General features: G+C 70.0%; 17 protein-coding genes. 5 read left to right on the forward strand and 12 right to left on the reverse strand.

The features are described from left to right. Positions 1-123 precede the first annotated feature (123 nt). The 3 genes from LUX31_RS02760 to LUX31_RS02770 all read left to right on the forward strand — a co-directional run bounded on the left by LUX31_RS02760 (position 124) and on the right by LUX31_RS02770 (position 2,131). Complete coding sequence (locus LUX31_RS02760; protein ID WP_235472914.1) at positions 124-672, forward strand: sigma-70 family RNA polymerase sigma factor; 549 nt, start codon at positions 124-126, stop codon at positions 670-672. 148 nt (positions 673-820) lie between these two features. Next, positions 821-1,336, forward strand: coding sequence for a hypothetical protein (locus tag LUX31_RS02765; protein ID WP_235472915.1), 516 nt, complete (start codon positions 821-823; stop codon positions 1,334-1,336). Between the two features lie 138 nt (positions 1,337-1,474). After that, positions 1,475-2,131 carry a zf-HC2 domain-containing protein gene (locus tag LUX31_RS02770; RefSeq protein WP_235472916.1) on the forward strand — a complete coding sequence of 219 codons (657 nt, stop codon included), beginning with the start codon at positions 1,475-1,477 and terminating at the stop codon, positions 2,129-2,131. Between the two features lie 79 nt (positions 2,132-2,210). Here the strand turns inward: LUX31_RS02770 and LUX31_RS02775 are convergent, their stop codons facing one another. From LUX31_RS02775 to LUX31_RS02785, 3 genes are all read right to left on the reverse strand, one after another. Further along, a complete protein-coding gene (locus tag LUX31_RS02775) occupies positions 2,211-3,074 on the reverse strand; it encodes an Fpg/Nei family DNA glycosylase (RefSeq protein WP_235472917.1) in 864 nt (287 codons plus the stop codon). Between the two features lie 31 nt (positions 3,075-3,105). Further along, positions 3,106-5,193, reverse strand: a complete 2,088-nt coding sequence (locus LUX31_RS02780) for a SpoIIE family protein phosphatase (protein WP_235472918.1) — start codon at positions 5,191-5,193, stop codon at positions 3,106-3,108. 64 nt (positions 5,194-5,257) lie between these two features. Then, on the reverse strand, positions 5,258-5,521 hold the full coding sequence (locus tag LUX31_RS02785) for a hypothetical protein (protein WP_235472919.1): 264 nt from the start codon (positions 5,519-5,521) through the stop codon (positions 5,258-5,260). 87 nt (positions 5,522-5,608) lie between these two features. Here LUX31_RS02785 and LUX31_RS02790 point away from each other — a divergent pair, with 87 nt between their 5' ends. Continuing rightward, entirely contained in the window at positions 5,609-7,036 is a 1,428-nt protein-coding gene (locus tag LUX31_RS02790; RefSeq protein ID WP_235472920.1) for a lipase maturation factor family protein, read from the forward strand. Here the strand turns inward: LUX31_RS02790 and LUX31_RS02795 are convergent. The 8 genes from LUX31_RS02795 to LUX31_RS02830 form a co-directional block, all read right to left on the reverse strand. After that, positions 7,024-7,872: an amidohydrolase family protein gene (locus LUX31_RS02795; protein ID WP_235472921.1), complete on the reverse strand. Its 849-nt coding sequence runs from the start codon at positions 7,870-7,872 to the stop codon at positions 7,024-7,026. The two genes, LUX31_RS02790 and LUX31_RS02795, sit on opposite strands and share 13 nt — an antisense overlap. After that, complete coding sequence (locus LUX31_RS02800; RefSeq protein WP_235472922.1) at positions 7,857-8,171, reverse strand: L-rhamnose mutarotase; 315 nt, start codon at positions 8,169-8,171, stop codon at positions 7,857-7,859. The genes LUX31_RS02795 and LUX31_RS02800 overlap by 16 nt, the downstream gene beginning before the upstream one ends. Continuing rightward, positions 8,168-9,148 carry an aldo/keto reductase gene (locus LUX31_RS02805; RefSeq protein ID WP_235472923.1) on the reverse strand — a complete coding sequence of 327 codons (981 nt, stop codon included), beginning with the start codon at positions 9,146-9,148 and terminating at the stop codon, positions 8,168-8,170. The genes LUX31_RS02800 and LUX31_RS02805 overlap by 4 nt, the downstream gene beginning before the upstream one ends. After that, positions 9,145-9,900 carry an SDR family NAD(P)-dependent oxidoreductase gene (locus LUX31_RS02810; RefSeq protein ID WP_235472924.1) on the reverse strand — a complete coding sequence of 252 codons (756 nt, stop codon included), beginning with the start codon at positions 9,898-9,900 and terminating at the stop codon, positions 9,145-9,147. Before LUX31_RS02810 ends, LUX31_RS02805 begins: the two co-directional genes overlap by 4 nt. Further along, positions 9,897-11,237 carry an L-fuconate dehydratase gene (locus tag LUX31_RS02815; RefSeq protein ID WP_235472925.1) on the reverse strand — a complete coding sequence of 447 codons (1,341 nt, stop codon included), beginning with the start codon at positions 11,235-11,237 and terminating at the stop codon, positions 9,897-9,899. Before LUX31_RS02815 ends, LUX31_RS02810 begins: the two co-directional genes overlap by 4 nt. Positions 11,238-11,381: 144 nt before the next feature. Further along, positions 11,382-12,407: an ABC transporter permease gene (locus LUX31_RS02820; RefSeq protein WP_235472926.1), complete on the reverse strand. Its 1,026-nt coding sequence runs from the start codon at positions 12,405-12,407 to the stop codon at positions 11,382-11,384. After that, a complete protein-coding gene (locus tag LUX31_RS02825; RefSeq protein ID WP_235472927.1) occupies positions 12,400-13,926 on the reverse strand; it encodes a sugar ABC transporter ATP-binding protein in 1,527 nt (508 codons plus the stop codon). Before LUX31_RS02825 ends, LUX31_RS02820 begins: the two co-directional genes overlap by 8 nt. After that, positions 13,923-15,017 (reverse strand): sugar ABC transporter substrate-binding protein, encoded by a 1,095-nt coding sequence (locus tag LUX31_RS02830; RefSeq protein ID WP_235472928.1) that lies wholly within the window; start codon positions 15,015-15,017, stop codon positions 13,923-13,925. Before LUX31_RS02830 ends, LUX31_RS02825 begins: the two co-directional genes overlap by 4 nt. Before the next feature lie 165 nt (positions 15,018-15,182). Between LUX31_RS02830 and LUX31_RS02835 the strand changes: the two genes are divergently transcribed. Continuing rightward, positions 15,183-15,911: a FadR/GntR family transcriptional regulator gene (locus tag LUX31_RS02835; protein ID WP_235472929.1), complete on the forward strand. Its 729-nt coding sequence runs from the start codon at positions 15,183-15,185 to the stop codon at positions 15,909-15,911. Positions 15,912-15,997: 86 nt separating this feature from the next. On the opposite strand, the gene LUX31_RS02840 is transcribed toward LUX31_RS02835, so the two are convergent. Further along, on the reverse strand, positions 15,998-19,018 hold the full coding sequence (locus LUX31_RS02840) for an alpha-mannosidase (RefSeq protein WP_235472930.1): 3,021 nt from the start codon (positions 19,016-19,018) through the stop codon (positions 15,998-16,000). Between the last annotated feature and the right edge of the window lie 15 nt (positions 19,019-19,033).

Below are 19,033 nucleotides of genomic sequence, written 5' to 3' on the forward strand. Positions count from 1 at the left end.
GTCCGGATGAGGAATGCGCCGTTCAGACCGTTCGTCGCACCGTTCGTCGACGGGTCCGACCGTCCGCCGCACACTCCGGTCCGTGCTCTGTCCCGGATCGGGACCTTGAGATGCCATACGGCCATGACGGCCGGAACCACCATCACCCACGGGACGACGACCGCCGAGCACGAGTTGGCCGCGCTGCAGCGCGAGCACGGCCGACCGCTCTTCGCCCTGCTGCTGCGCCTGTGCGACGGCGACCGGCAGCGCGCCGAGGACCTGGTGCAGGAGACCCTCGTACGCGCCTGGCAACACCCCGAGGCGCTGCGCGCCGACGACTTCGAGTCCGTACGGCCCTGGCTGATGACCGTGGGGCGACGGCTCGCTATCGACGCGCGGCGGGCCCGGCAGGCGCGGCCCGCCGAGGTCGGGGACGCGATCCTGGAGAACGCGCGGGTGTGTGCCGATCACGCGGAACGGTCCGCGGCGACCCTCGATGTGCGGGAGGCTGTGAAGACACTCACTCCCGAGCACCGTGAAGTCCTGGTGCTCGTGTACTTCCACGGTGCGAGTGTGGCGGAGGCCGCCACAGCCCTCGGGATTCCTCCCGGTACGGTGAAGTCTCGCGCGTATTACGCGCTGCGCGCCCTGCGCCGAGTCCTGCCGGGTTATGCGGCCGACCTGCGGTGAAACCAATGGTCGAGTCAAACCTCGGTAAAGCGCCTTGCTGAGGACCATGGTTGAGCCATCAGCTGTCTTCATCCGTGTTCCGGACTGGCACCAGTCCCGGATGCCCGGGGTCGGGCGACGCGCACGCACCGGAGGAAGGCAGGAAGGGATGCTGCACAGAGGTCAAGAGAGCACGGACGGCGCCGGCGGGGGCGAACTCACCGTCCCCATGGCCTGGTTGTACGCCGAGTACATCGCCGACGAGCTGCTGCGGACGGGCGACCTGATGCCGCCCACGTCCTTCGAGTTCCGCGCGGGTCGGGACGCGCTGGCACTCACCATCTTCCTCTCCGACACCAGCGGGGAACTCTCGGGCATCCGGGTCATCACGCAACTGGAGAAGTGGCTTTCGCTCACGGCGTACGACCAGCCCTGGCAGGACTGGGTCCGCGAACGTATGTCCAGATTGGCGGCCGACGCACTCGACTCGGGGGCGCCGGCACCGGACTTGGACCTGGCCGCCGCCGCCTGGCGCTGGCTGGAGGAGACCGAGCTGCTCGCCCCGGACCTGGACGCCGTTCCAGGAGGTGGGCCCGTGCTCGGTGAGGACGACGGACCGAAGGTGTGGACCCCGGCCTGGCGGCTCGGACTGCCGCTGGGCCATCTGGCGATCCATCTTTTTTAAATCAGACCAATCCGCGGGCCCCACCGCTCCGAACACCTAAGGTCTCGATTCGGTATGGGGCTTGAGTGATTCCGCGATCCGGTGCGTACCGGTGGGAGCAACACCACCCCACCCGTACCATCGGCACGAGGATTCGGCATGAGGTCCCTGGAACGGCATCGCGACGTCGGCGCATACGCGCTCGGCGTGCTCGACGAGGCGGAGGCCTTCCGCTTCGAGGACCACCTCATGGAGTGCCCCCAGTGCGCGGTCCAAGTGACCGAATTCGGCTCCGCCACACGGCAGTTGCTGCTGTACAAGCGGGCCACGCCGCGCTCCGTGCACCCCATGGCCCAACCCGGTCCCAGGCTTCTGGACCGGCTGCTCGGTGAGGTCGCGTCCCGGCGGCGGGCCGGGCGGCGGCGCTGGCTGTTCGCCGTGGCCGCCGCGGTGGTCTTCGCCGTGGCCGGGCCCGGTATCGCGATCATGGCGGGCGGCGACGGCGCGGACCGGACGCAGAAGGTCGAGGCGACCGACGAGCGGTCGGGCGTCTGGGCGCAGGTCACCAGTGAGAACACGGTCTGGGGGAGCCAGATCGAGCTGAAGGTGAAGGATGGGGCCGGGCCCCGCGCGTGTCAGCTTGTCGCTGTTTCGGACGATGGCACGGAGGAGACGCTGACGAACTGGAATGTGCCTGAGCACGACGCTCGCGCCAGCACCATGATGGGGGCGTCCACGTTTCATCCGGATCAGATCGATCGGTATGAGTTGCGTACGACCGATGGGTTGCATCTGGTTACGCTCGACGCGCCGTGAGGTCTCGTACTTCGGGTGCTGCGCCGTTGTGGCTGGTCGCGCAGTTCCCCGCGCCCCTTCAGTGAGCCCCTTCGGGGCTCTACTTCAATAGGCGGGACATTCGTCTGTCCGCCAAGGGTTTGCCGCCTGTCTGGCACGTTGGGCAGTACTGGAGTGATGAGTCGCTGAAGGAGACCTCTCGGACTGTGTCTCCGCAGATCGGGCAGGGTTCGCCGGTTCGGCCGTGGACTTTGAGGCCGGTTTTCTTCTCCGCCTTCAGGCGGCCGGCCGCCAGGCCGCGGGAGCGTTCGATCGCCTCGGCCAGTGTTTTGCGCAGGGCCTCGTACAGTCGTCCGTTCTCCTCGGGTGTGAGTGAGGCGGCCAGTTTGAACGGGGACATTCGTGCGGCGTGCAGGATCTCGTCGCTGTAGGCGTTCCCCACCCCAGCGATCAGGCTCTGGTCGCGCAGCGCGCCCTTGAGCTGGCGCCGCTCCCCCGCCAGCAGACCGGCCAGCCGCTCCTCGTCGAAGTCGTCGGCCAGCGGGTCGGGACCGAGACGGGCCACGCCGGGCACCTCCTGCGGATCGTGTACGACGTACACCGCGAGCCGTTTCTGTGTGCCGGCCTCGGTCAGGTCGAAGCCCTCCCCCGTCTCCAGGGCGACACGCAGCGCGAGCGGGCCCTTTCCGGGTTTCGGCGGGCCGTCCGGGAGGCGGTCGCGCCAGTGCAGCCAGCCCGCGCGGGCCAGGTGGGTCACGAAGTGCGGGCCGCCGTCGGTGGCCAGGTCGAGGAACTTGCCGTGCCGGTGCACGGCGGTGACCTCGCGGCCCTCGATGGCGGTGAGCGGTGGGTCGTACGTCTTCAGGACGCTGATCGCGACGGGCAGCACGCGGACCACCTCGTGGCCCACGAGCCGTTCGGTCAGGAAGTCCCTGAGCGCCTCGACCTCGGGAAGTTCCGGCATAGGTCCAGGGTGCCACCGCCCGCCCGGGGTCTCAGCTCCTGGGTGGCACCGCGAACTCGCACCACACGACCTTGCCGCCGCCACGCGCCTCCACGCCCCAGGTGTCGGAGAGCAGGTCGACCAGGAGCAGACCGCGCCCGGAGACCCCGGACTCGCCGGCATCCCGGCGGCGCGGCAGGGCGCTGGAGGAGTCCTCGACCTCGACGCGCAGCCTGCGTTCGGGGGCGGTCAGCACGCGCAGGGTGACGATCGCCGGGCCCTCGGTGTGCATCAGGGCGTTGGTGATCAGCTCGTCCGCGATCAGTTCGACCTCGTCGGCACGCTCGCGGGCGCCCCAGGCGCGGACGGCGGCGCCGATCATGTGCCGGGCCTCGCTCAGCGCGTCGGGGTCGGCCTGCGCGACGTGCTGCTGGAGCCGCCCGCCGGACTGTACGGCGGCCAGGCCCCGGCGGCGCAGGAGCAGCAGGGCCACGTCGTCGTCGCCGCCCCGCTCGTCGGCCACCTCGATGAGGCGGTCGGCCAGTTCCCAGGCGCTCTCGGGGCCTGCGGCGATGAGCGCCTTGAGGGTCCGCATCCCGTCGTCGAGGTCGGCGCCGGGCTCCTCGATGAGCCCGTCGGTGCACAGCACCAGGGTCTCGCCGGGCTCCAGTTCGAGGATGGCCACCGGGTAGGCGAGGCGCCCGAACTCGGCGGAGAGGCCGAGCGGCAGCCCGCCGTCGACCGGGACGCGCCTGCAGGTGCCGTCGACGCTTCGCACCAGCGGGTCGAGATGGCCGGCCCGGACCACCTGGACCACCCCGGTGGCCAGATCGGCCTCCGCGTACAGACAGGTCGCGAAGCGGTCGGTGTCGAGTTCGTCGAGGAAGACGGAGGCGCGGGCCATCACCGTGCCGGGCGGGTGCCCCTCGGCCGCGTAGGCCTTCAGGACGATCCGCAGCTGGCCCATGACGGCCGCGGCGTGCGTGTCGTGGCCCTGGACGTCCCCGATGACCGCGCCGACCCGGCCGCCCGGCAGCGGGATCACGTCGTACCAGTCGCCGCCGATGTCCCGGCCGAGCTGGCCGCCGGAGGAGGCGGCGCGGTAGCGGACGGCGATGTCGGCGCCGGGCACGCTGGGGATGGTGCGCGGCAGCATGGCCTGCTGGAGGCCCTGGGCGAGGTCCTTCTCCTGCTCGTAGAGCATGGCCCGCTGGAGGCACTGCGCGATGCTGGTGCCGAGGGCGACGAGGACGGCCCTGTCCTCCGCCGAGAAGCCGTAGCGGTCGTTGTAGAGCAGGCCCATCGCGCCGATCGGCCGGGCCTGCGCGATGAGGGGCAGGTAGGCGGCCGAGGTGACCTTCAGGTCGATGAGATGCGGCCACAGGATCGGGTACCCGGCCGCGAACTCCTCCGGCGACTCGATGAACCTCGGGCTGAGGGTCCGTACGACGTCGCCCATCGGGTAGGGCTCGTCGATCCGCGTGATGCGGGTGCCGGGCACGGAGGCGCCCGCCGGGCCCTCGGCGACCAGGCGGATCCGGCCGGCCTCCACCAGGCCCATGACGAGGCTGGCGGCGCCGAGGTGCGGGACGCCGGGCGAGTTCGTGAGGACGTCGATGACGTCCTCCACGGTGCGGGCGTGCGCGAGGGCCGCGGTGATGACCTGCACGACGTTGATCTGGCGGCGCCTGACCTCGTCCTTGGCGGCCTGTTCGGTACGGGTCTGGCTGTCCCGCAGCTCCTGCGTGGCGTCGCGGACGATCCCGATGACGCGGCGCGGGCGGCCCGTCTCGTCACGGCGGATGTAGCCCTGGGTGTGGGTCCACTGGAGGCTGCCGTCGCGGCGGCGGAGGCGGAAGTAGACGCCGTAGTTCTCGCTGCCGTCCTTCATGGCCTCGGCGACCACGGAGTCGATCCGGAGGCCCTCCATCCGGGGCACTCGCGCGCCCAGGCTCTCGGGGTGGCCGTCGTATTCGTCGGGGCGCAGGTCGAAGATCTGGTGTGCCAACGCGTCCATGTGGAACAGGCCGGCGTCCAGGTCCCAGTCGAACGTCCCCATACGGTTGAGCGCCAGAATCGGATCCGGGTGGGCGGGCCAGTCGTCCGGGAGTGACAGGGCGCTCGCTCCCCGATCAGCCATGGGGCCACCTTGCCAGTGTTTGGCTGATTCTTCGACTTGTCCGACGTCTTTCGTCGGGCATCGTTCACTCGCCGACACCTTCGCAGGGGTCGTACGGGGCATACGCACCGTATGCGGTGCTTGTCTCGTCGGGAATCAAGCCGCCGCCGTCGGGGAGGTCGGGGATCTCGGGGACGGTGTCGGGGCCGATCTCGTCGCAGACGTCCTGGGCCGTGCCGAAGCCGAGGTCGTCCGGGGACACGACCTCCTCGCCGGGCGGGTCGCCGTCCCAGCCGCCGACGAGCAGGGCTGCCGAGAGTGCACAGGCGGTGACAAGAGTTCGGTGCATTCCCCATTGTCTGCGTCACCCACTCGGCGCACGCAAGCCGAGACGGTCACCCAGCGTCACAATGGAGGAGAGAGGAGAGGGGTCCGCGTGGAGTGGTTCACCGCATCCGAGTACTGGCTGAGCCGTGTGCTCTTCCAGCGGGGCCTGGCCTGCGTCTATCTGGTCGCGTTCCTGGGCGCGGCCCTCCAGTTCCGGGCGCTCATCGGCGAGCGGGGCATGCTGCCGGTCCCCCGGCTGGTCGCCCGTGTGCCGTTCCGGCAGGCACCGAGCGTGTTCCAACTCCACTACTCCGACCGCTTCTTCGCCGTCTGGGCCTGGACGGGGTGTGCGGTGTCGGTGGCGCTGCTCGCCGGGCTGGACGCGCAACTGCCGCTCTGGGCGGGCATGTTGATGTGGCTGCTGCCGTGGGCGATGTATCTGTCGATCGTCAACGTCGGCCAGACCTGGTACGGCTTCGGCTGGGAGTCCCTGCTCCTCGAAGTCGGCTTCCTCGCCGTGTTCCTGGGCAACGACGAGGTCGCGCCGCCGGTCGTGGTGCTGTTCCTGCTGCGCTGGATCCTGTTCCGGGTGGAGTTCGGCGCCGGTCTGATCAAGATGCGCGGCGACGCGTGCTGGCGGAAGCTGACCTGTCTCGACTTCCACCACGAGACACAGCCGATGCCGGGTCCGCTGAGCTGGTTCTTCCACCACCTCCCGAGACCGGTGCACCGGATCGAGACTGCGGCGAACCATGTCACCCAACTCGCCGTCCCTGTCCTCCTGTTCACCCCACAACCCGTGGCGACGGCGGCTGCGTCCCTGATGATCGCCACCCAGCTGTGGCTGGTTCTGTCGGGCAACTTCGCCTGGCTGAACTGGCTCACGATCGTGCTGGCCCTGTCGGCGGTACGCCTCCCGGACACGGCACCGACATCCGTCCCGGACACCCCGCTCTGGTACGAGATCGTGGTCCTGTCCGTCGCGACAGCACTGCTGAGCCTCAGTTACCGCCCGGTCCGCAACATGCTCTCGCGCCGCCAGGTCATGAACCGCTCCTTCGACCCGCTCCACCTGGTCAACACCTACGGCGCGTTCGGCAGCGTCAGCCGCATCCGGTACGAGGTGGTCGTCGAGGGCACGGCCGACGACGTACCGCGCGAGGAATCCGACTGGCGGGAGTACGAGTTCAAGGGCAAGCCGGGTCAACCGGGGCGCTGGCCACGCCAGTTCGCGCCCTACCATCTGCGGCTCGACTGGATGATGTGGTTCGCCGCGCTGTCACCCGCCTACGCCGGATCGTGGTTCGGCCCGATGACCGAACGCCTCCTGGAGAACGACCGCGACACACTCCGCCTGCTGCGCCACTCCCCGTTCCCGCCGGACGCGCCGCCGCGCTATGTCCGCGCCCGCCTCTTCCGCTACCGGTACACGACCTGGCGGGAGTTGCGGGCGACGGGGGCGTGCTGGGAGCGGGTGTACGTACGGGAGTTCATGCCGCCGACGCGGCTGGTCGCCCCACCGGCTCAGAGGCCGTAGACGCGGCTCGCGGTGTGCGTGAAGAGCTGCTCGCGTCCGCCCGCGTCGAGGGAGATGGTCAACTCCTCGGCCAGGGACATGACTTGGCCGTACGTCGCCGCGAGCGTGCACACCGGCCAGTCCGAGCCGAACATCAGCCGGTCCGGCCCGAAGGCGTCCAGGGCCGTCTCGGCATACGGGCGCAGGTCGTCCAGGGTCCAGGCCGTGGGGTCGGCCTCGGTGACCAGGCCGGAGAGCTTGGCGGCCGTGTTGGGCAGGGCGGCCAGCGAGCGCAGGTCCGAGGCCCAGGGTTCCAGGGCGCCGGAGGCGATCGGCGGCTTGCCCAAGTGGTCCAGGACGAAGGTGAGTTGCGGCAGCGACTCGGCCGCCTTCACGCACGCGGGCAGTTGGTGCGGGAGGACGACCAGGTCGTACACCAGGCCCGCTTCGGCGACGGCGGCAAGGCCACGACGTACGTCCGGGCGCAGCAGCCACTCCGGATCCGGCTCGCCCTGGACCTGGTGGCGGATGCCCTTCAGATAGGCGCCGCCTGGGAGTTCACACAGCCTGGCCAGCTCGTCGGCGATGTCGGTCCGGGTCAGGTCGGTCCAGCCGACGACGCCCGCGATGAATTCGTGCTCCGCCGCGAGCGCCAGGAACTCCGGGGTCTCCTCGGGAACGGTGATCGTCTGGACGAGGATCGTGCGGTCGACTCCGACCGCGTGGGCCTCCGGCGCGAGGTCCGCCATGGTGAAGTCCCGCCGCAGCGGGCTGTCTTCGGCGATCCAGTCCTGGTCCCGGACCGACAGGTCCCAGACGTGGTGGTGCGCGTCCACGACCGTCACGGCAGCTCCCATACGACCGGCAGGCCGGCGTCCGCGCCTTCGTCGGAGTAGTCGTGCACCACGTCGAGGAGTTCGGCCATCCGGGCCTGCCAGGCCACGTTGACCGGCAGTCTCTCCAGCTCGGCGAGGAGGCGGGCGTAGTCCTCGCACTCCAGGACGTGGAAGAGGTCGGTGCCGCTGCGCCAGATCGTCCAGGAGGTGGCACCGGCGACGCGGATCGCGTCGGTCAGCTCGACGGGGACCTCGCGGTGAGCGGCGTCGTACTCGGCGACGCGGTCGGCGCGGACCTTGGTGTGCAGGGCGACTCTCATGAGGGGTCCTCCGGCGGTTCTTCGGTGGCCAGGAGCCCGGTGGCACGCAGTTCCTGCCAGAAGGCGGGAGGTACCGGGGTCGCGAACTGGGCGGCGGCGTCCTGGACTTCGGCCACCGAGCGGGCGCCCACCAGCACGCTCGCGACGGCAGGGTGGGTCGCACAGAAGGCGAGGGCGGCGGCCCGCAGGGTGATGCCGTGCCGCTCGGCGATCTCCCGCATACGCAGGGCCCGTTGCAGCAAGTCCCCAGGCGCTTCGGCGTAGTTGTAGGTGGCTCCCGGCTTCGGGTCCGCCAGCAGACCGGAGTTGAAGGCGCCCCCGATCACCACGGAGACGCCTCGTTCGACGGCGGCGGGCAGAAGGTCGGTGAGGGCGCTCTGGTCGAGCAGGGTGTAGCGGCCGGCGCACAGCACGACGTCGACGTCCGTGTCGCGGACGAAGCGAGTGAGCATCGCCGTCTGGTTCATCCCGGCGCCGATCGCACCGACCAGGCCCTCCGAGCGGAGTTTCTCCAGGGCCGGATAGCCCTCGTGGAAGGCCTGTTCGGCGTGGTCGTCGGGGTCGTGGAGGTAGACGACGTCGACGTGGTCGAGGCCGAGGCGTTCGAGGCTGGCCTCCAGAGTACGGCGTACGCCGTCGGCGCTGAAGTCCCAGACGCGGCGCAGGGTGGCGGGGACCGCGAAGCCGTTGGCGAGGTCGTCGCCTTCCCCCGGTGAGGGCTCCAGTCGGCGTCCGACCTTCGTGGAGACCGTGAACTCCGCGCGGGGGTAGGCGCTCAGGGCCTGGCCCAGCCGGCGTTCGGACAGGCCGAGGCCGTAGTGCGGGGCGGTGTCGAAGTAGCGGATGCCGGAATCCCAGGCGGCGGCCACGGCCGCGTGCGCCTGCTCTTCGGTCACCTCCGTGAAGAGGTTGCCGATGACGGCGCCGCCGAAGCCCAGCCCGCTGACCGGGACGCCGCTGCCGCCGAGCGTGCTCACTGGCCCACCGGCCGCAGTCGCAGGCCCTGCATGCCGCCGTCGACGGCGAGGGACGTGCCGGTGGTGGCGCCGGACAGGGGGCTCGCCAAGTAGGCGATGGCGCCCGCTACTTCGGCGGCCGAGACCAGCCGGCCGCTGGGCTGACGGGCCTCCAGCGCGGCGCGTTCGGCGGCCGGGTCGGGGGCCGCGTCGAGGAGGCGTCCGACCCACGGGGTGTCGGCCGTGCCCGGGTTGACGCAGTTCACGCGGACGCCCTCGCGGAGGTGGTCGGCGGCCATGGCGAGGGTCAGCGAGTACACGGCGCCCTTGGTCGCGCTGTACAGGGCGCGCTGCGGCAGGCCGGCCGTGGCCGCGATCGAGCAGGTGTTCACGATGGCGGCGTGCGCCGAGTTCCGCAGATGCGGCAGCGCGGCGCGGGCGACACGGACCATGCCGATCACGTTGACGTCGAAGACACGCTGCCACTGCTCGTCGTCGTTGTCCTCGACGGTGCCCTGGGCGCCGATCCCGGCGTTGTTGACCACGACGTCGAGGCCACCGAGCGCGGCGACGACGGCGGCCACCGCTTCCCGTACGGAGGTGTCGTCGGTGACGTCGGCCCGGTAGCCGAGCAGCGGCTTCTCGACCGACGACGGGTCCAGGTCGAGGACGGCGACCTGTGCGCCGCGCGCCGCCAGCAGCTCCGCGGCGGCCCGGCCGATACCGGACGCACCGCCCGTGACCAGCGCCTTGAGACCCTCGAAGTCGGTCATGCGGCCTGCCCCTTCTCCTTCGCCAGGTCGGCGGCCCAGAAGGTGCCGCCGGGGAACGTGAACTCCGCGATGGACTCCGGCCGCATGGTCGCGGAGAAGCCCGGCGCGGTCGGTGCCCGGTAATGACCTTGCCCGATCACCACGGGGTCGAGGAAGTGGCCGTGCAGATGGTCGACGTACTCGATGACCCGGTTCTCGGTCGTGCCGGCCAGGGCGACGTAGTCGAACATCGACAGGTGCTGGACGAGTTCGCACAGGCCGACGCCGCCCGCGTGCGGGCAGACGGGGACGCCGAACTTGGCCGCGAGCAGCAGGATGGCGAGGTTCTCGTTGACGCCGCCGACGCGGGCCGCGTCGATCTGCACGACGTCGATGGCGTCGGCCTGGAGGAGTTGCTTGAAGACGACCCGGTTCTGGACGTGTTCGCCGGTGGCGACCTTGACGGGGGCCACGGCCCGGCGGATCGCGGCGTGGCCGAGGATGTCGTCGGGGCTGGTGGGCTCCTCGATCCAGTAGGGGTCGAACTCGGCGAGCGCCTTGGTCCAGCGGATCGCCTCGTCGACGTCCCAGCGCTGGTTGGCGTCGATCGCCATGCGGATGTCCGGCCCGACGACACTGCGGGCGACGCGGCAGCGCCGTACATCGTCGTCGAGGTCCGCTCCGACCTTGAGCTTGATCTGCGTGAAGCCGTCGGCGACGGCCTCGGCGGCGAGCCGGGTGAGCTTCTCGTCGTCGTAGCCGAGCCAGCCGGCGGAGGTGGTGTAGGCGGGGAAGCCCTTCGCCATCAGGTCGGCCGTACGTTCGACGGCGCCCTCCCGGCCCCGGCGCAGCAGGTCGAGGGCCTCCTCGGAGGTGAGCGCGTCGGTGAGATACCGGAAGTCGATCTGCCGGACGAGCCACTCGGGCTCGGCCTCAGCGAGCAACTGCCACAGCGGCTGACCAGCCCGTTTCGCGGCAAGATCCCACACGGCGTTGACGACGGCACCGATCGCCATGTGCATCACACCCTTCTCGGGTCCGAGCCAGCGCAGCTGGCTGTCGCCGATCAGGTCGCGGTTCAGGGTGCCCGGGTCCGCGCACAACTCGTCGACGGCCCGGCCGACCACATGCCCGCGCAGCGCGTCGATCGCGGCGACCTGGACCTCGTTGCCCCGCCCGATGGTGAAGGTGAACCCATGCCCCTCGTGCCCGTCGCCCGCGTCGGTACGCAGCACGACATAGGCCGCCGAGTAGTCGGGGTCGGGATTCATCGCGTCGGAGCCGTCGAGCTCGCGCGAGGTGGGGAACCGGATGTCGTAGGTGTCGACCGCGATGACGCGGGCGGGGGTCGGTGACACGGAAGGCCTTTCGGTCAGGGGCAGAGATACGGAATGGCTCGATGCCGGATGAGGTGACGCGCCTTTAAGGGGCGCGGGGAACTGCGCGAGAAGCCCCCACGGGCCGCAGACGACAAACCACAGATCCAGCCGAGCTCTTAGTCATTAGTCCTGAGCACGCCCTGTCGTAACTCGCGCGATCATCAGCGCAACCAGAATGATTCCGCCATATATCGCCTGAATCCAGAACGAAGGCACCTGGGCCAAGGTCAGCAGATTCTGCACAACCCCCAGCAACAACACCCCGGTCAACGCCCCGAACATCGTCCCCTTGCCCCCATCGAGGCTGATCCCCCCGATGACAGCCGCAGCGAACACGGTGAAGATCATGTTGTTGCCCTGGTTCGCACTGATCGCCCCGACATACCCCGTCTGCATGATCCCCCCGACGGAGGCAAGCACACCGGCGACGACGAACACCCCGAGCATCACCCGCTCGACCCGGATACCAGCGGCGCGCGCCGCATCCGCGTTGCCGCCGATCGCGTACAACGCGCGCCCGACGCGGTGGTACCTCAGCACAAGCCCGGCGACGGCGAAGCACGCCCCGGCCACCCACACCGACATCGGGACGCTGAGGAACGTGGTGGTGGCGAGGGAGTAGAAGGAGTCGGGCATGCCGAACAGGGTCTTGCCCTTGGTCGCGCCGACCAGCAGTCCGCGCAGCACGATCAGCATCGCGAGCGTCACGATGAACGCGTTGAGCTTGAACTTGACGACGAGGATGCCGTTGAACGCTCCGACGACACCTCCGGCGACGAGGATCGCCAACAGGGCCAGTACGGCGGGGAATTCGGTCCCCCACCCGGACTGCGCGACCGGCAGCACGAGCAGCGCGCCGACCGCCGGGGCGATGCCGACGACCGACTCCAGGGAGAGGTCGAACTTGCCGGTGATGAGGACGAGCGACTCGGCGAGCACGACCATCGCGAGGGCGGCGGAGGCACCGAGGATCGAGATCAGATTGCGCTCGGTGAGGAACGAGTCGTTGACCACCGTACCGAGCACCATGAGCACCAACAGGGCCGGTACGAGGGCGAGTTCGCGGGCACGGCGGAGGAGTACGGTCTTGGCCGAGCGCGGGTCCGGGGCCCGTAGGGGGGCGAGCGGCGGGGCCTTCGTATCAGCCATGGTCCACTCCTTCTATGGAGGCGATCAGCTCGTGGTCGTGCCAGCCCGCCGGGTGCTCGGCGACGACACGGCCGTGGAAGAGGACGAGGACGCGGTCGCAGCGGCGCAGGTCGTCGAGTTCGTCGGAGACGACCAGGACGGCGGTCCCGTCCTCGCGGGCGCTGTCCATGCGGGCGAGGAGGGACTCCTTGGACTTCACGTCGACGCCCGCGGTGGGGTTGATGAGGACGAGCAGTTTGGGGTCGGAGGCGAGGGCGCGGGCCATGACGACCTTCTGCGCGTTGCCGCCGGACAGGTCGGAGACGGGCTGGTCGGGGCCCTCGGTGTGGATGTCGAGGCGTTCGATGAGGGCGGTGGCAAAGCCGCGTTTGCGGTCGCCGGCGACGAACCCGTACCGGCCGAGGCGTCGCAGGACGCTCATGGTGGCGTTGTCGCCGACGGTCATGCCGGAGACCAGCCCCTGTTCGTGCCGGTCGCGCGGGACGCAGGCGACGCCCGCCGTGAGCGCCGCCTGCACATCCCCGAACGGCAGCCATCCGCCGTCGAGTTGAGCGCCTCCGCCGGTCGGAGTGTGGAGCCCAGCGAAGGACTCGGCCAGCTCGATCTTGCCGCTGCCACTGGATCCTGCGAGTCCGACGACCTCACCGCGGCGCACGGTCAGGTCGATGTTCTCGTACGCCGGTGAGGTGAGCCCCTCGGCGGCCAGCAGCACCGGTGCCCCCGGCTCAACTCCCTTGGGGGTGAAGGCCTGTTCGGCGATGGTCTCCCCCGCCATGGCCTCCACCAGGGCCGTGCGCGGGAGGTCGGCGACGGGGGCGGTCGTGATCCAGCGGGCGTCCCGCAGGACGGTCACCGTCTGGCACACCTCGTACACCTCCTGGAGGTGGTGCGAGATGAACAGGAAGGTGACGCCGGAGTCCTGGAGTGCGCGCATCCGGGTGAAGAGCCGGTCGATCTCCCGGCTGTCGAGCTGGGCGGTCGGTTCGTCGAGGACGATGAAGCGGGCGCCGAAGCTCAACGCCCGTGCGATCTCGACCATTTGGCGGTCCTCGACCTTGAGGTCGGCGGTGCGGGCCTCCGGGTCGACGTGCACGTCCCAGGTGTCGAGGAGTTCGGCGGCCTCGGTGCGCAGCCGACGCCAGCTGATGACTCCGCCACGACCCGTCGGCTGGCGGTTGATGAAGAGGTTCTCGGCGACCGTCAACTCGGGGACCACGGTGGGCTTTTGGTAGACGCAGGCCACCTTGGAGCGCCAGGCGTCGCGGTCGGCGAGCGGGGGCGAGGGCTGACCGTCGAAGCGGACCGTGCCCTCGTCGGGTGCCTGGAGGCCGGTGAGGATGGTGACCAGGGTGGACTTTCCGGCGCCGTTGCGGCCGACGAGGGCGTGCGACTCACCTGCCAGGACGGTGAGTTGACCGTCCTGGAGTGCGGTGGTGGGGCCGTACCGCTTGGTGATGCCGCGCGCCTCGACGAGCGGCACGAGAGGGGGGTCCGGGTTCTCCCGTGGTTGGCTGCTCATCCGACCGTGTTGCCCCAGAGCGCGGCGTCGTCGACGTTCTCCTTTGTGACCAGCGGAGCGGGCAGCTGGTCCTCCAGGATGCCGCTGGGCAGCTTGACGATCGTGGAGTCGTGGTCGGTCGGGCCCGGCTCGAAGGTCCTCCCCGCCATCGCCGCCTTGATGTAGTACATGCCGTACTTGGCGTAGAGGTCGGCGGGCTGGGAGACGGTCGCGTCGATCTCGCCCTTGCGGATGGCGTCGAACTCCTGCGGGATGCCGTCGTTCGAGACGATCGCGATGTGTCCGGCCTGGCCCGTCGTCTTCAGCATTCCCTTGGACTTCAGGGTCTGGAGGGTGGGCGCGAGGTAGACGCCGCCGGCCTGCATGTAGATGCCCTTGATGTCCGGGTTGGCGTTGAGGAGTGTGTCGAGCTTGGAGGCGGCCGTGTCGGACTCCCACTTGGCCGGTATCTCCAGCACCTTCAGCTTCGGGAACTTCTCCTTCACACAGGCCCGGAACGCCTCCGACCGGTCCCGCCCGTTAACCGAGGCGAGATCGCCCATGATCTGCACGACCTTGCCGGACGTGATGTGCTCACCGAGGTACTGGCAGGCCTTCTCGCCGTACGCGACGTTGTTGGCGCGTACGACCATGGCGACCTTGCCCTTCTCGGGCGCCACGTCGACGGCGACGACAGGCACGCCCTTGCGCTCGGCCTGGTCGAGGCCGGCCTCGATGGCGGCGCTGTCGAGGGGCGCGACGACTAGCCCCTTCACTCCCTGGTTGAGCTGGTTGTTGATGTCGGTGATCTGCTGCGAGGGGTCGCTGTTGGAGTTGACGGTCTTCAGCGCGTCGACTCCTTCGGTCTTGGCCATCTTCGGCACGTAGTCGTTGTACGACTGCCAGAACGGCGAGGTCAGCAGCGGCAGGATCACGCCGACCTTGCCCGTCCCGTCGCCGTCACTGCCGCCCGAGGCGACGGAGTCCTTGGTACTGCCGCAGGCGCTGAGCACCAGGCCGGTACAGGCGGCCAGGGCCACCGCACCGAGCACCCGCACCCTGCCCCGCTTCTCCCGCCGCGTCTCCCGCTTCCCCACTGTTCTGTCGAGCATCTGGCAGCTCCTCATCGAGCGTGATCGAGCAGATGCCCGCATATTTATCAGACCACTTCGAGGTTGGAACACCCCGCAGGGCCAATTTTTCCTCGATTTCGGCCGTAGTGGTCCGACCAACCTGCTGGTTAGACTGCGGCGCACCCGGCGACAGGAGGACACGGCATGGACGAGATCCCGGCCGGCAGCACAGAGGCGGTCCCGCAGAAGGGCACGGTGACGCAGCGCGCCATCGAGCAGATCAAGGCGATGATCGGCGAGGGCCGGCTGGAGCCGGGCCAGCGGCTGCCCACCGAGCGTGATCTGGCCGTCCGGCTGGGCATCTCGCGCAGCTCGATGCGGGAGGCGATCCGGGCGCTCACCGTGATGGGCGTACTGGAGGCCCGGCACGGCTCGGGCATCTACGTGACCCAGCTGGAGGCCGGCGACCTGCTGGAGACCTTCGGTGTGGTCGCGGACCTCTCGCGGGGCCCACGGCTGGTCGAGCTGCTGGAGGTCCGGCGCATCCTGGAGTCGACGGCGACCGCGCTGGCCGCCGCGCGGATCACCCCTGACCAGCTCGCGGAGGTGGAGAAGCACCTCACAGCGATGAACGCCACCGACGATCCGGAGGAGATCCTCGCCCACGACCTCGCCTTCCATCGCGAGATCGCCGGGGCGGCGGGCAACGACACGATGGCGGCGATTCTTGAGGGCCTCTCCTCACGCACGTTCCGTGCGCGTGTCTGGCGCGGCTACCAGGAGGAGGGCGCGTTCGCGCGTACGCGCCGCGAGCACGCGGCGATCCACCGTGCGCTGGTCGCCCATGATCCGGAGGCGGCGCGGGCGGCAGCCGCCGCCCATGTGGGCGAGGTGGAGGAATGGCTGCGAGCCCAGTTGGATGCGCCGATGTGAGGTCGTGAGTTGGCTGCGGGTTGGTGGGGGCTGGTCGCGCAGTTCCCCGCGCCCCTGTCGGGGCGCGGGGTCCGCAGTACCTGCTCCTAGGCCCGTACGAACCTCAGCGTCACCAGCTCGAACGGACGCAGACGTACGGCGATCCGGGCGCCGTCGAGCTGAGGTGCCAGCGCCTCCGCGAGCGGGCGTTCCAGCAGGTCGGTGACCGTGACGGACGTGAACGCGAAGCCGGCGGTGAGTGTGGCGCGGGCGCGTCCGCCGTGGGCCTCGTGGAAGCGGACCACGACATCCCCGCTGCCGTCGTCGGCGAGCTTCACGGCGCTCACGACGACCGCGTCCCGGTCGACACTCACCAGCGGGGCCACGTCCCGGGCGCCGGTCACCCGCCGCTCGGGCAGGTTGATCCGCCAGCCCTCGCGCACCGCGTCGCCGATCCCCGCGCCCGGTACCAGCGCGTGCCGGAAGCGGTGGACGCCCTGGTCGGTCTCGGGGTCGGGGAAGCGCGGGGCACGGAGGAGGGAGACGCGGACCGTGGTGGTCGTACCCCGGTCGCCGTCGGTGCGTACCGTGCGGGTCACGTCGTGGCCGTACGTGGAGTCGTTGACGATGGCGACGCCCCAGTCCGGCTCCGCCACGTGGACGAAGCGGTGGTTGCACGCCTCGAACTTGGCCGCCTCCCATGAGGTGTTGGTGTGCGTGGGACGGTGGAAGTGCCCGAACTGGGTCTCGGACGCGTACCGTTCGGCGTGCACGTCGAGCGGGAAGGCAAGCTTGAGGAACTTCTCGGTCTCGTGCCAGTCCACCTCCGTGTCGATCACCAGCTTCCGCTCACCCGGCGGCAGCGACAGCACCTGGGTGACGCGCGACCCGCCGAAGGACCGTACGATCCGCAGCGACTCGCCGTCCTCACCTGCGGTGATCTCGTCGACGTCGGTCAGGTCGGTGACCGTGTTGCGGTAGAACTCGTCGACGTCCCAGGCGTCCCACATGTTCGGGAAGTCGGGGTGCAGTTGGAGGAGGTTGGCGGCGTGACCGGAGGCGACGGTCTCGCGGTCGGCCTCGATGTCGTACGCCGACACCACGAGCCCCGTCGCGTCGATCTCGACCCGGAGGAGCCCGTTGTCGAGGGTGTAGCCGCCTGCGAGGCGGGGTGCGAGGGCCGTTTCGCCGGTGGGTTCCGGGGTGCGGGCACCGCCCGCCGGGACCCCATCGCGGCTGTGGGGCGCGGAGTTGAAGACGAACTCCGTCATACCCTCTCCCGCCAGGGCGTGTTGGGCGGCGTCGATGATGGCGTTCAGCTCGGCGGCGAGGCGGTCGTACGTGGCGCGTGCCTCGCGGTGGACCCAGGCGATCGACGATCCGGGCAGGATGTCGTGGAACTGGTGGAGCAGGACCGTCTTCCAGATGCGGTCCAACTCCTCGTACGGGTAAGGGAATCCGGTGCGGACGGCCGCGGTCGCCGCCCACAGTTCGGCCTCGCGGAGCAGGTGCTCGCTGCGGCGGTTGCCCTGCTTGGTCTTCGCCTGGCTGGTGAGGGTGGCTCGGTGCAGTTCGAGGTACAACTCGCCCATCCAGACAGGGGCGTTGGGGTATTCGGCCTCGGCCTTCGCGAAGAACTCGCCGGGGGTCTCCCACTCCACGGTGGCCGAGCCTTCGAGGTTGCCCAGCCGGGCCGCCTTGGCAACCATCTCGCGGGTGGTGCCGCCGCCTCCGTCGCCCCAGCCGGTCGGGGCGAGGGAGTGCCGGGCGACGCCCTTGTCCTTGAAGTTGCTGGCCGCGTGGGCGAGTTCGCTGCCCTTCATCGAGCAGTTGTAGGTGTCGACGGGCGGGAAGTGCGTGAAGATCCGGGTGCCGTCGATGCCCTCCCACTGGAAGGTGTGGTGCGGGAACTTGTTGGTCTGCGACCACGAGATCTTCTGTGTCAGCAGCCACTTGGAGCCGGCCGCCTTGATGATCTGCGGGAGTCCGGCGGCGAAGCCGAAGGTGTCGGGCAGCCACGCCTCGTCGTTCTCGATGCCGAACTCGTCGAGGAAGAACCGCTTCCCGTACACGAACTGACGGGCCATCGCCTCCGAGCCCGGCATGTTGGTGTCCGACTCCACCCACATGCCCCCGGCCGGCACGAACCGCCCGTCGGCCACCGCCTTCTTCACCCGGGCCCACACCTCAGGCCGGTACTCCTTCACCCACGCCCACTGCTGGGCCTGCGACATGGCGAAGACGAACTCGGGCTCGTCCTCGATCAGCGCGGTCATGTTGGCGGTCGTGCGGGCCACTTTGCGCACCGTCTCACGCAGCGGCCACAGCCAGGCCGAGTCGATGTGGGCGTGGCCGACGGCGCTGATGCGGTGGGCGGAGGGTACGGCGGGCTCGGACAGCACGGTCTCCAGGCGGGCCCGCGCCTGGGCCGCCGTACCGCCCACGTCCTGGAGGTCGACGGCGTCCAGCGCCTTCTCCACCGCCCGCAGGATCTCCCAGCGGCGCGCCGACTCCACGGGCAGCTCGGCCATCAGCTCGCCGAGCACCTCCAGGTCGAGCACCAGCTGCCAGACCGTCTCGTCGAAGACGGCCAGGTCCATGCGGGTAAGGGTGTACTGCGGTTCGCTGCCGGCTGTCTCCTTGTCACCCAACTGGGTGGGCAGGAACGGGTGGTAGTCGAGGATGACGGGGTTGGACGCGGCCTCGACGTGCAGCCGCACCTCCTCGCCGCCCTCGACGGGCTCCCCGATCCGCACCCACTGGTTGCGCGGGTTGAGCCCCTTCACGGGGGTCCCGTCGGGCCGGTACACCAGGCCTTCGCACTGGAAGCCGGGCATGTTCTCGTCGAACCCGAGGTCGAGCAGCGCCTCGACGGTCCGCCCGGCCCATGCCTGCGGGACGGTTCCGGTGACACGGAACCAACTGGTGCCCCACGGCGCGCCCCACCGGGCGCCCACCTCGATCGGCTCGGGCGCGCCGGCCAGCCCCTCGGCGACGGGCACCGGCTCTCCGGGGGCGTGCCACACGGCCACGTCCAGCGGTACGGACTCGGGGTACACGGCGGGTCGGATGCGTTCGTCGAGGACACGCTTCAGACGGCCTTCGACCAGGTTGCGGTCGTCATGCATGTGAGGTGCTCCGAA

The sequence above is a fragment of the Streptomyces sp. GQFP genome (assembly GCF_021545335.1).
Taxonomy (GTDB): domain Bacteria; phylum Actinomycetota; class Actinomycetes; order Streptomycetales; family Streptomycetaceae; genus Streptomyces.

What these genes read in the sequence shown, in the direction of transcription:
- LUX31_RS02825 (WP_235472927.1), bottom strand. Translation starts at nt 13,926, where the DNA reads ATGAGCAGCCAACCACGGGAGAACCCGGACCCCCCTCTCGTGCCGCTC.
- LUX31_RS02840 (WP_235472930.1), bottom strand. Translation starts at nt 19,018, where the DNA reads ATGCATGACGACCGCAACCTGGTCGAAGGCCGTCTGAAGCGTGTCCTC.
- LUX31_RS02795 (WP_235472921.1), bottom strand. Translation starts at nt 7,872, where the DNA reads ATGGGAGCTGCCGTGACGGTCGTGGACGCGCACCACCACGTCTGGGAC.
- LUX31_RS02820 (WP_235472926.1), bottom strand. Translation starts at nt 12,407, where the DNA reads ATGGCTGATACGAAGGCCCCGCCGCTCGCCCCCCTACGGGCCCCGGAC.
- LUX31_RS02760 (WP_235472914.1), top strand. Translation starts at nt 124, where the DNA reads ATGACGGCCGGAACCACCATCACCCACGGGACGACGACCGCCGAGCAC.
- LUX31_RS02765 (WP_235472915.1), top strand. Translation starts at nt 821, where the DNA reads ATGCTGCACAGAGGTCAAGAGAGCACGGACGGCGCCGGCGGGGGCGAA.
- LUX31_RS02780 (WP_235472918.1), bottom strand. Translation starts at nt 5,193, where the DNA reads ATGGCTGATCGGGGAGCGAGCGCCCTGTCACTCCCGGACGACTGGCCC.
- LUX31_RS02835 (WP_235472929.1), top strand. Translation starts at nt 15,183, where the DNA reads ATGGACGAGATCCCGGCCGGCAGCACAGAGGCGGTCCCGCAGAAGGGC.
- LUX31_RS02775 (WP_235472917.1), bottom strand. Translation starts at nt 3,074, where the DNA reads ATGCCGGAACTTCCCGAGGTCGAGGCGCTCAGGGACTTCCTGACCGAA.
- LUX31_RS02770 (WP_235472916.1), top strand. Translation starts at nt 1,475, where the DNA reads ATGAGGTCCCTGGAACGGCATCGCGACGTCGGCGCATACGCGCTCGGC.
- LUX31_RS02785 (WP_235472919.1), bottom strand. Translation starts at nt 5,521, where the DNA reads ATGCACCGAACTCTTGTCACCGCCTGTGCACTCTCGGCAGCCCTGCTC.
- LUX31_RS02810 (WP_235472924.1), bottom strand. Translation starts at nt 9,900, where the DNA reads ATGACCGACTTCGAGGGTCTCAAGGCGCTGGTCACGGGCGGTGCGTCC.
- LUX31_RS02830 (WP_235472928.1), bottom strand. Translation starts at nt 15,017, where the DNA reads ATGCTCGACAGAACAGTGGGGAAGCGGGAGACGCGGCGGGAGAAGCGG.
- LUX31_RS02800 (WP_235472922.1), bottom strand. Translation starts at nt 8,171, where the DNA reads ATGAGAGTCGCCCTGCACACCAAGGTCCGCGCCGACCGCGTCGCCGAG.